The 11,810-nt window shown below is 55.5% G+C and carries 6 protein-coding genes; 1 reads left to right on the top strand and 5 read right to left on the bottom strand.

From position 1 onward, the window contains the following. Positions 1–590: 590 nt before the first annotated feature. The 5 genes from JWR17_RS21140 to lpdA all read right to left on the bottom strand — a co-directional run bounded on the left by JWR17_RS21140 (position 591) and on the right by lpdA (position 8,738). Positions 591–2,477 (bottom strand): acyltransferase family protein, encoded by a 1,887-nt coding sequence (locus JWR17_RS21140; protein WP_299834486.1) that lies wholly within the window; start codon positions 2,475–2,477, stop codon positions 591–593. 28 nt (positions 2,478–2,505) lie between these two features. Further along, positions 2,506–3,813, bottom strand: a complete 1,308-nt coding sequence (locus JWR17_RS21135) for a hypothetical protein (protein ID WP_299834484.1) — start codon at positions 3,811–3,813, stop codon at positions 2,506–2,508. A gap of 4 nt (positions 3,814–3,817) precedes the next feature. After that, a complete protein-coding gene (locus JWR17_RS21130) occupies positions 3,818–5,128 on the bottom strand; it encodes a hypothetical protein (protein WP_299834491.1) in 1,311 nt (436 codons plus the stop codon). 393 nt (positions 5,129–5,521) lie between these two features. After that, the gene (locus tag JWR17_RS21125; RefSeq protein WP_299834482.1) at positions 5,522–7,141 is read right to left on the bottom strand and encodes a glucan biosynthesis protein D; all 1,620 of its coding nucleotides are present in this window, start codon (positions 7,139–7,141) and stop codon (positions 5,522–5,524) included. A 196-nt stretch (positions 7,142–7,337) separates the two neighbouring features. Beyond that, positions 7,338–8,738, bottom strand: a complete 1,401-nt coding sequence (lpdA, locus tag JWR17_RS21120; RefSeq protein ID WP_299834480.1) for a dihydrolipoyl dehydrogenase — start codon at positions 8,736–8,738, stop codon at positions 7,338–7,340. Between the two features lie 1,089 nt (positions 8,739–9,827). Here lpdA and JWR17_RS21115 point away from each other — a divergent pair. Next, positions 9,828–11,810 (top strand): protease modulator HflK, encoded by a 1,983-nt coding sequence (locus JWR17_RS21115; protein ID WP_299834478.1) that lies wholly within the window; start codon positions 9,828–9,830, stop codon positions 11,808–11,810.

Genomic DNA, 11,810 nt, shown 5'->3' with positions numbered 1-11,810 from the left:
TTCCTGTCCGGAGAACTGAAAAACCTGCGGGTTGTAATCCCTTTTCAGGTGAGCGACGGTCAGGGTGAATCTGTTCTGATTGTTTAAAATCGGCATGGGCAACCCTGTTTTGTAAACTTAAAATTCAGTGGTGGATAGGGTTGCGCAGACGGAACCATGCTGTATGTAGGATTTGTTACCTAATAGGGGAGGGCGTTTCCTAAAGGTGCGCAATACAAAGACTTCAGACGCGGAAGCATTGGGTTTTAATGTATAGGTCAAATATTATTACATCGTTTTTAGAGTTTATTAGTTGATATTAGCCCTTAGTGTCGGACTCACATCTGCCAGCACTCAACGTGACTTGAAACTTGGACTATTAAGTTGTTGGGCAGTGGCGTAGCAGGTGACGGAGGCGCAGATTTAAAACAAAAAAAAGCCCGCACAGATCATCAATCTGGCGGGCTTCGCTTTTATCAAACATCAGAATTATCTATATTTTTACCAATTTGCAGATTCCGCTTTATCGGCGAGGGTTAGCTGCTGCGAATTACTCGTCTCCGAGCAAGCCCGCTCCTACATTTGGTCGTAAGTAGGACGTGCAAACCCCCTCAATTCAACTTTTCAATCTCCGGCATCACAAAATTCTTGACGATGTATATCGACCCTTTTTCACTCAAATGCCCCGAGTCGATCTGCAGCAGCGTGTTATCCCCTTGCAGCCTCACCAGGCAAGAATCCTCGACGCATAGTTTGTCGATCAACGACACGAAATCCACGGCGTTGTGGTCGATTGAGCTTTGGGTGGCGCGGTCGGAGATCATGACGCTGCGGTCGAGGGCAGCGTCGGTGATGTGGGAGTCGTTGGCGCCCCAGTGGCGGTTGGCGATGACGCTGGGCAGGGAGGGGCTCCATTGTGGCAGCGGGCCCATGAGTACGACGTGTTTGACGCCGTAGCTTTTGAGCCGTGCGGCGATTTGGTCCCAGTGGGTTTTGTCGTGCTCGTCTTTTTGCGCGATGACCACAACGTCTGGTTTGTCGGCCTGGATGCTTTCCAGCGCGGTTCTGTTGGAGTAGTTGCAGGCGATGCGCGGAGGGATTTGCAGGCCCCCTTCGTCGGTCAGGCTGGGTTTGCAGGCGGCCGAGGTGACTTGGTAGAACGGCGTGTCTTTGGGCAGCAATGTTCTTAAGCCCAGGGACAGTGCCTGGGCGTGGGAATCGCCCCACAGGAAGACGCCGCCTTCGCCGTGTTTTGCCGTGCAGGACGGGTCGATCGCTTTCTGCCCGCGCTGGGTGAAGGCGGAAAACGCATCGCACTTGAGCCAGTAGGTTTCGTACAGGTTGTTTTGCCGGTCGGCGTAGTCCTGAACGAAACGTGCTTTATCGGAGATGCTGATGGCGCGCAGTGGCGTAACGGCGCCCTGGGTTGCTCTGACGGCGGCGCCAGCGGCAAACACCAATACAATCAGGCTGCTGACAGTGGCGAACTTCCAGGGGCGTTCGCGTTTTACCTTGGAGGTGCTCTCGATCAGCGAGAACGAGGCGAAACCCAAGGCGAATGAAGCGGCAATTCCCATCATGGCGCTGCGAGTGTCGCTCAGGTACCCGGCGTAGCTCATGAACACCACCACTGGCCAGTGCCAGAGGTATAGCGAATAGGACAGTTTGCCGGTCCATTGTGAGAAAGGGTTGTTGGTCATGACCGAATCTTGCCGCGCCGAGACGATCACCAACAGTGTTCCCATGACAGGCAACAGCGCCAGGTAACCCGGCCAGACGTCTTTTTCGGACAGGATGAAAAAGCTCACCAGCATCAAGCCAATACCCAAGGCTTCAAGCGCGCGTTGGGGCAGGCTTTTGAGCTTGATCGGGAACAGGCAGGCGATGCCGCCGGCCAGTAATTCCCAGGCGCGGGCAGGCAGCAAGTAGAACGCAGGTTCTGGCCAGTTGAACGACACGTACACGCAGGCGAGGAAACCGACAACGCTCCCGGCCAAAACAATCCAGCGCAGCAGGTGCAATGAAATCATTCGGCTGAGTAGCAGCAAGACAATCGGGTAGATCATATAAAACTGCCACTCCACCGAGAGTGACCACGTGTGTAGCAACCACTTCTCGTGGGCGCCAGCGGTAAAGTAACCCGCTTCGGACCAGTACACGAAGTTGGAAAAGAACCCCAGGCTGCTGGCGACGTGTTTGCCCAGCTCGCTGTATTCCAGTGGCAGCAGGTAGAACCAGCCGAAGACCAACAGCGCGCAGCACATGACCGCCAACGCCGGGATGATCCGTTTTGCTCGGGATTTGTAAAAAGCGATCAGGCTGAAGCTGTTTTTTTGCAGGCCTCGGAAAATAATCCCCGTGATCAGGTAGCCGGAGATCACGAAGAATATATCGACGCCCGCGTAACCACCGGGCAGCCATGCCGGGTTGAAGTGGAACAGGACGACGGCGATAACCGCAATCGCGCGTAGTCCGTTGATGTCTTTTCGAAAGTCCATGGCGATTCTATCCAGAGGCGGCAAATACTCAGCGTTTAACCATCTCGTTTGGGGCGTTCAGGCTGATGATTTTGGGAAAGCCGGTGAGGGTCACGGTCGCTGCACATTGCCCGGCGCTGCAGGTCCACGACGTATCGGTGTTGATCTGTCCTTTCGTCGGGTGTGCCGTGTCGATGAGTTGCAACCTGCCTGAGAGCTGGGCGTTGCCGACCACTTGTTTGTCTTGGGAGCGCCCGTCAGCCCAGCCGACAACCACGTGTTCCGAGCCTTTATTGAAATAAAGCAGGTAAACGTCGTTGGCCAGGGTGCTGGGGCCGGGGTCATAGGTGTAATCACGAACGAACGGGCTGACGGCTTTGAGCACGTCATAGCCAGGTTTAGGGTCCAGGTTCGGGTAGAGCAGGCCGAAGTTGTGTTCTTGATCGGTCTTGTCTTGGCCATCGTTGACCAGGTCGTACCACCACATGCCTCTTAGGCTCGGGATGGTCCGGGCCAGGAAAAACGTCCGCGCGATGTAGGAAGCGACAGTTTCCGGCGTGTTGCCACAGTTGCCGGTGTGGCTGGGCCAGCTGACTTCCGTCAGGTAAATCGGAATCTCCTTACCGGCTTTTTCGTTTACGTGTCGGACGTAATCACGGACCCATTTGGCCCAGGCTTCGGGGGTGTTTTGACCCCTGCCGGCGCAATGCACATAGGGGTGAACCGACAGGCCGTCGATGTGGTCCAGTATGCCGGCGTCGATCAAGCGATCGGCAAAACCGAAGTTCATGCCTTCAGGGGTGACGGAGCCCGCGAGAATTTTCGCCTTCGGATCGTTTTTACGAATCAACGGCACCGCTTCTTTGACCAACGTGGCGTAGTCGGCGGACAGCTTGGGGTCTTTGGGCCCTTCCAAGTCCCACTCATTCCAGATTTCCCAGTAGTCGGTTTTGCCGGGTAACTGGCGGGTCACGTAGTCGACGTATTTAAGATAAGCCGTCTTGACCTCTGGCGTCCGGGGTTTGAGGTTGCCGTGGAATTGGGTGCTGTAGTCGAGAATTGTCAGTGTGGTCAGTTTCTTGTCTTTAGTGGTGTTCAGAAAAGTGCGCCATGGCGCCACGATGCGTAGTTGATTAGCGGCCCATTCTGCCGTGGACCAATACGCGTCGTCTTTGACGGCGGTAATGCCAGCGTCAGAAACCATCTGCAGGGCTTTGGCCGGTGATGTTTCGTAGTTCATCAAGTGTGTGGCGATCCCGACGATAAAAACATCCTCAGCGTGGGACGCGGTACAGCACAAAGCCAGAGAGAGCGACAAAGCACAGGCAGAAATGCGGATTTTCGAAGGCATATGCATAGTCTCACCGCAGTTCGGGCAGTACAGAAAGTTCACCCAATCCCTGGGCTTTTGTCGTCACTGCGGCGGCGCTGGGGGAGCCTGCAAGCGCTCGCCCGATGGCGATGCCCATTAACAGGTTCGAGAGAGTGATTTCGAACATGTCGGTGGTCCAACTGGTCACACAGATGAACACGCTAATAGCGAGCAACGCGTTATCCATGCGCGAGGGACGGTCGCGCAATATGAAAAACATAGGAATTTGCAGGATGTACAGTCCGATTCCGATGATGCCGAACGTTCCCCATAGGTACATGACGCTGCTGTCCGAGCCGGACAATATCGCTGCACCTGGGACGGGGAACATGATTTGGCTGCTGCCGAACATGCCCACACCGGCCCCCGTCAGGCTCCAGCCCTGGTGATACAGGAACTGCGCAACGTTCGGCCAAGTATTGATCAAGCGGTCGTAGAGCGACATCAGCGAGGACTCGCCGCTGGTGATCTTGGCGGGGTCGAAGTCGAACGACACGCCAATGATGGGCAGCAACAACCCAATCGCAACGATTACAACGAACACCGAGGAACTGGTCCAGCGCAGACGCGAGAGCGCCATGACGCCGAGTGTGATGGCAAAGGCGGCGGCCGGTGCTTTACTGGTGGTTAGCACAATGGTGCAGAAACCCACGGCGGCAATGATGCAAATCATGACTCGTGAGCGGGTAAACATCGCCATGTACAGGCTGTAGACCGCAAGCAAAGTAGACAGCGCGTTGGAAACGCGGGTAAAGCCGGCGAGCCGGTCGAATTCGTCAGCGGCCCAGGCGGTGTTGCCCGCCAGCTCAGTGTTCCCCAGCATGTAGCTGTAGCCTTTCCAGGGAACGGTGGTGAATTTGTCCAGCAACAATCCCATCACGGAAGCGGCCATGCACACAACGATGACCCGACCTAACAGCTGTTTGCGATACAGAATGTGTTCGCTGCACACCGCGCCGAACAACAGTGGGCTGAAGTTATACAGACTAAACGCAACGTTGGTCACACTGGCGCCGTGCAGCATGGCCAGAGCGATTGAGAGCATGAGCAGCAGCAAGCTCATCCAGAGAATACGAGTCGCCTTGTACCGGAGCAGCTCCAGGGTAAAGAACAGCAAGCAGGCGAATTTTGGCAGGTACAACAGCGGCGAAACCCCCACTTGATCGAAGTAGTAGCGTAAGGCGCCGGCGAAGGTCTCGCTGACGATCACGCTGATTGCTACCCACACGATTAAGGTCGATTTATTAAACGTCAGGATCGACGGCCGTTCAGTCGAACTGAGAGCGGATTTGGACATTATGTTTGCAGCCTCTCAGGCGTAGGAAGTAAGAACTATCAGTAAGGAAGTAGGCGGCGCTGACCAACGAAGCGTAGGCATAGCTACCGCACGTCGTAGAGTCGAGGGAATCTGCGAGCGCATTAAACGAGGTGCTTTGGAGGAGTCGATATGGATATATCAACGTCACTTGAAGGCGCTGTCAAATTAAATCGTCAATTTTTTAGCGCTGATGCCCGAGCGGACCAATTCGCTCGTCTTAAGTGGTTGATAGTTAACGACAGACATAAAATTGACGCGAATTATTTGTACATCTTTGGGCTGCTAATGCATTCAACCTATGACTCGTGGACGTTACACATATGTAAAATCGGCTGACGTTTGAGGCGTCAGCCGATCAAATAACCGCAGTAGTTTTCAGCTATAACGGCGTTTTTCGGGTGCTGGCGGGAAGTACTGGAACAGCCAGGTTTCACTCAATGTTCTGTCCTGGGTGCGAATGAACAGACGCAGTTCTACGGGGTCGACCGAGTCGCTGTTGGGGTACCAGTCAAAAGTTACGCGACAGCCTTTGATGTCTGAAATCACCAATACGTTGAAATCTTTCACCGTGCCGCCAGAGACAGTCACCACCGGTTCGATAACGGTGCCGTCTGGTAGCCGATCGAGGCCCCCACCAGTGAAATCTACGGCAAAGCGACGAGCCCAGACTTCCGGGTAATGTTCGCCTGGCGCCCAGCCCTCGAGAAACCCGCCCATGCCTGAGCGAGTAGCGTGCACGCGGGCCAGCGGCGTTCCAACCGGGGGTTGTGCACTCCAGTACAGTTTGTAGCCAAAGTTCAGTGAAGTGCCCGCAGTGACCGGCGCTTTGGGTGTCCAGAACGCAACGATGTTATCCAGGGTCTCGCCGGTAGTGGACAGCTCCAGCAGGTTGACCGAACCTTCGCCCCACGGCGTGGTGGGCTCGACCCACAAGCTCGGGCGCTGGTTATACCAATCGACCGTGTCCTGATAGCTGGAAAAATCATGGTCGGTCTGGACCAGACCAAACCCCTTGGGATCTTTGTCAGCGAAGGCGTTGAATTGCAGCTTGGCCGGGTTATTCAGCGGGCGACAGATCCACTCACCATTACCGCGCCACATGGCCAAACGGTCGGAGTCGTGAATCTCCGGGTGAATGGTGTCACACATACGCCGCTCGTAAGTGCCGCAGCTGAACATGCTGGTCATGGTCGATATGCCCAGTTGCTCAATGTCTTTGCGGGCATTGATGTGGGCGTCGATGGCCATGACCACTTGATTGGCCTGACAGTCGATATCGAAACGGTACGCGCCGGTCGCGCTGGGAGAATCGAGCAAGGCATACACGACGAAGCGCGTGTTGTCTTTGGTCGGCGCTTCAAACCAGAACTTGGTGAAATTGGGAAACTCTTCCCGGCCCTTGGCATAGGTGTCGATCGCCAGGCCCCGTGCAGAGAGGCCGTATTGCCCGGAACTGTCGACGGCCCGGAAGTAGCTGGCGCCCAGAAAGGACAGGATGTCGTGAGTGGCGATTTCCGGTGCTTTAAACAACTTGAACCCGGCGAAGCCCAAGTCGCCTTTGAGCTGGGATTTATCTACGCCGCTTTTGTCATAGTTATACAGATCGGGCCGGAAGTGCACTTCGCGCGACTGACCGCTCTGTGGGTCGACGCTGTACATACGGATAGGTTGTTTAAAGCCCATACCGACATGGAAAAACTGCACGTCCAGTTGACCCTTATTGTCGCCCCACAGTGAATGGGCCGGGTCGTACTGAATGGCGTTGAATTTTAGCGGCTCTAAATTCGCCAGCGTTGGCGGCAGCTGTTCATTGGTATCAACGAAGGGCGTACTGGCCAGTTGTTTGGCGTTGGCTTGCAGGCCTGTAAAATCGAAATGCTCGACGTCGCCATCAGCCGTGGCTGCGAAAGCCCGAGTTGCGAATAGTCCGGATGCGGGCAAGCCAGTGTAGGCCGCGAGCGCTAACGATGCTTTCAGTAGATTCCTGCGATTCATAACGGTGAAGCCTCAAAATTAATACCGTGCTGCCCTGCACATGAGCGTGGGGAATGCGCCCGATCAAGCCCCAGGCGCATACAACTACCCACCACTAGATAACAAAGTTGATGACCCGTTCGCTACGGGGCGTAAAAAAAATGACAGTGGGCTGTGGGGAAAACCGCTATTTGGCCTCTGCGGTGTGGCTGCAGGGTCAGGCTTGCATGGCCATGCCCGCGACGTTCATCGCCGCTTGGCGCAACGCTTCGGAGCGAGTCGGGTGGGGATGGCAGGTCATCGCTATGTCTTCGGCCGATGCCGAGAACTCCATCGCAACGCAATATTCGCCAATCATTTCGCTGACGCTCGGGCCAACCAAGTGAACCCCCAGGATTTCATCGGTGCGTTCGTCGGCCAGTACTTTGGCGAAGCCTTCGGTTTCATGGTTGATCCTGGCGCGGCTGTTGGCGCTAAACGGGAATTTCCCGACCTTGTAGGCCCGTCCTGCGCTCTTTAATTGCTCTTCGGTCTGACCGACGCTCGCCAGCTCCGGGCGGGTGTAGATCACGCTGGGGATCAGGTTGTAATTGACCTCGCTGGCCTTGCCAACGATTTGCTCGAGGCAAGCGATTGCTTCGTCTTCCGCTTTATGCGCCAACATCGGCCCGGAGGTAACATCACCGATCACCCATATGCCTGCGGCTGAGGTGCGATGCTGTTTGTTTTCCAGCATGCCGCGATTATCGGTCGCCAGGCCGACACTCTCCAACCCTAGCCCTTTGGTGAAAGGCCGACGACCGATACTGACCAGTACGTAATCAGCTTCGATCAATTCGGCTTCACCGCCCGCGGCGGGCTCGACACTAAGCTGCACGCCAGTGCCCGAAGACGTGGCCTGCACGACTTTGCAGCCAAGCTTGAAAGTGATGCCTTGTTTGGCCAGGGAGCGCTGCAAGGTTTTACCTGCTTCCAAATCGGCACCGGGGCAAATTCGGTCGAGGTATTCCACCACCGTCACTTGGCTGCCCAGCCGACGCCAGACCGAACCCAGTTCCAGGCCGATGACCCCGGCGCCAATCACTACCAGGTGCTTAGGCACTTCGGGCAGTGACAAGGCCCCCGTGGAGTCAAGGATGCGCTTGTTATCGATTTCGACACCCGGCAGCGGCATGGGCTCCGATCCTGTGGCGATAATGATGTCTTTGGCCTGAAGTTCGGTTTCAACACCCTCGTTGTTGGTGACAATCACTTTTCCCGGCCCGGCGATTCGGCCCCAGCCCTTAATCCAGTCAGCCTTGTTCTTGCGGAACAGGAACTCGATGCCCTTGGTTAAGGCCGTCACGCTCTCGTCTTTCTGCTTCATCATTTGTGCAAGATTAAGGGTGGGTTTGACTTCAATACCCAGATTTGCAAATTCGGATCCGACCGCGGCTTCGTACATTTCCGACGCATGCAGCAGCGCTTTGGAGGGCATGCAGCCCACATTCAGGCAGGTGCCGCCCAAGGTTACGCCACCTTCAACGCAAGCGACTTTCAATCCCAGCTGACCGGCACGGATGGCGGCGTTGTACCCACCAGGGCCACCACCAATGATGACAACGTCATAGTTACTCATGGGTTAACTCCAGAATAAAGAATCGACAGTGGAGGGAAGCGTAGACGGTCTGGAAAAAGGTTCGGACAGCCGTCTGCACATAAAATTATGTACGTAATATGATCGGCCGATAGAGGCTTGGTCAAGTCGCCAGCAGGTGAGCCTCTCTCAAACAATGCATAACCTGCTGCGATACACCGATCCGGTGCGCACTTATTCGCGAAGAAGATCACTCGGTCTGCCTGAGTCACCTCGGCCCGGCAAAGGCCTTCGCGAATAAATTAGCCCCACCGGTTCTGTCTTGGGCCAGCTATTGCGATTTGATGCCGACCTTATCGCAGCTTTCTACGCTGCCAGGTATTGCGGGGTCGCTGAGGAAAGTGGTCGATGGAAACTTGCTGTTGGAATTGAAGTTGATGCGAGAACCCCGGATGGTAATTGCGCAAGGATCGGCTTTGACATATAGCGTTTGGCCACTTTTAAATGTAAGGCGATGGATTTGCTTGCCGCCCTCTTGGCTTATTTCGTGGCTGACAACGTCCAGCAGATTGCACAATCCAAGGCTCGAGCCAGGCTCATTGATGGTCAGGCAGCTCGTGTTACTCATTTCTGACGCGCATACGGGTACGCGGAAATCCAAATGGTTATTCATATTGGTGGCGCCGTATATTGGATAGAGGCGGTGAATGTAATCATTCGGACTTGTAGCAGCAAGGCACTTAGAAACTGATTTGTAACGGCGCATAGTGTGCTGTAACCAAATACAATTTCAACGCCTAGGAGTTTTCTGAGTTTGTTGTAGGACTTGTTACGTTAAAAAAAGACCTAAGCATTAGACTTCCTGCTTGAAGTGCTAACGCATGTTCGATCTGTAATAGCCTTAAACTGAAATTTGGATAGAAGGTTAATATTTCGGCAAATATTCTGCGGTACACCTGCGGTGAAATTGAAGTTAATAATCAGAAAATCTGCCGCTATTTCATCAATACAGGTCCATGCTGAAATTTTTAGCAACATCTGAACAAAAATTTCACGTCCTTTGTTATATCATAACGCTCGTTGGGCCATGCCCCACGGGTGTCTTCATTATGAGTAAGGTCTGGAGTGTCGATGCGGGTTGATCTGGATGGCGAAAACGCTGGGCTTGATGGCTTGCCGCGTTTTCAAAGGGCCGCGTTTCATACTCGTCGGTTGCTTCGGCTGGGCTGCGGTCTGGCGGGATTGGGACTGTTGGGCTTGGTCCTGGCGATGTTTGCGATGCTGTTTTCGCCCGCAAGCTTATGGTCTGCGGTTCTGATGAACAACGCTGCCGCGCTGTGGGTGTTGGTCGCGGGAATGCAGTCCGCGTATTGGATAGCCCGCTGGCGTGCGCACGCCCTGGCGGTTTCTCACGGCTCGGTGATTATCGAACCGCTAACGGTAGACGGTCCCCTCGATCCTGATCAACCGCCCGGTTGGTATGACCGAATGTTAGGTCGTGTCAGCGGCAGCAGCGTATCGCTATTGACCCACATCGGGCTGCCGACTGTTTGGCTTGGTGGCTGGGCATTGCTATCACTGTTGGTCGTTAAGTGGGCATGGAACCTCAGCCTCGTCGGTTCGGCGCTAGGCCCCATGGGCAGTATCGTTGGGGCCGTTGCCCTGTTAATGGCCTTCGGGTTGTTGGTGCTGGAGCGTCAACTGACCCACGAATTGACGGCTGAATGGCCGGAAGCCGCGCAGCTCGCGCAACTGACCCGGGTGGCAATTGCCAGCCTGTTGCTCAGCGCGCTGTGCCTGTTCTTCTCGACACCTGATCGCGTCTGGCCTGCACGCCTTGCCGTGCTGATCGGGCTGTTGCCCGTTTTGGTGGCCTTGGAATTTCTCCTGCGGGCGATCATGTCGCTGTTCAGCCCTCGTAGCGAACGAATCGAACCGCGGCTGTTGGCCAGCAGCTTCATGGCCGGTCTGCTGCGCTGGCCACCGCAGCCGTTATTGGCGTTGCAGAATGAACTGCACAACCGATTCGGTATAGACCTGCGTCAAATATGGGCGTTTACCTACATGCGCAAGGCGTTTTTGCCGGTGCTGGCGGTGGTACTGGGCCTGGGTTGGGTGCTGAGCGGTGTGCATGAGATTCCGATGCAGGGCCGTGGTATCTACGAGCGCTTCGGCAAGCCGGTACAGGTTTACGGTCCCGGTTTGCACGGGGGGTTGCCTTGGCCTTTCGGGCGTATGTTGGCCGTGGAAAATGGCGTGGTGCACGAGCTCGCCACCAGTGTTTCGGAGTCCAACGCGGTTGAACAGGTTCTCGAACCCGCTGAAGGTCCGGCGCCGCTTAGCGCCAATCGTCTATGGGATGCCACCCATATCAACGACAAATCTCAAGTGATCGCCAGTAGCGCAGGCGACAAGCCTTCTGCGCAAAAGCAGAGCTTTCAGATCGTTAATATGGACGTGCGGTTCGTCTATCGCATTGGCTTGACTGATCAGGCTGCAATGGCGGCGACTTATAATACTGCCGACATCCCGACGCTGATCCGCAGCACCGCGAGCCGAATCCTGGTGCACGATTTTGCCTCTCGAACCCTTGATGAGTTGCTCGGTGAACAACGAGCAGCGCTGTCAGCCGACATCGGTAACGCCGTGCAGGCCGATCTGAAGAAACTCGACAGCGGGGTAGAAATCCTCGCCACCGTCGTCGAGTCGATTCACCCGCCTGCGGGGGCAGCCAACGCTTATCACGCGGTGCAGGCGGCGCAGATTGGTGCCCAGGCATTGATCTCTCGGGAGCGCGGCGCCGCCAGCGAACAGTCTAACCTCGCCGAACTGAACGCCAGCGTGGTAACCGATAACGCTTCGGCAGGTGCCCGTGAAGTATTGGCGACGGCCCAAGGCGCAGATCTGCGCTTCAGTGCCGAGCGCAAGGCGTATGACCAGGCCGGCAAGGCGTTTTTGCTCGAGCAATACTTGACGCAACTGAGCCAGGGGTTGACCCACGCCAAGCTGTTGATTCTCGATCATCGGCTCGGCGGCGATGCTGCACCGACCATCGATTTGCGTACTTTCACGTTACCGGCAGACCCAACGGCGCCGAGTAAAGCCGTCCATTAA

Origin of the sequence: Pseudomonas sp. (assembly GCF_028293835.1) — a bacterium.
In the GTDB taxonomy this organism is placed as follows: Bacteria; Pseudomonadota; Gammaproteobacteria; order Pseudomonadales; family Pseudomonadaceae; genus Aquipseudomonas.
Note: the sequence above shows the minus strand (reverse complement) of the source record. Positions and strands in the feature narration are given on the sequence as shown.

Coding starts and splice junctions, on each gene's coding strand:
- JWR17_RS21135 (WP_299834484.1), bottom strand. CDS start 3,813: ATGCATATGCCTTCGAAAATCCGCATTTCTGCCTGTGCTTTGTCGCTC.
- JWR17_RS21140 (WP_299834486.1), bottom strand. CDS start 2,477: ATGGACTTTCGAAAAGACATCAACGGACTACGCGCGATTGCGGTTATC.
- JWR17_RS21115 (WP_299834478.1), top strand. CDS start 9,828: ATGCGGGTTGATCTGGATGGCGAAAACGCTGGGCTTGATGGCTTGCCG.
- lpdA (WP_299834480.1), bottom strand. CDS start 8,738: ATGAGTAACTATGACGTTGTCATCATTGGTGGTGGCCCTGGTGGGTAC.
- JWR17_RS21125 (WP_299834482.1), bottom strand. CDS start 7,141: ATGAATCGCAGGAATCTACTGAAAGCATCGTTAGCGCTCGCGGCCTAC.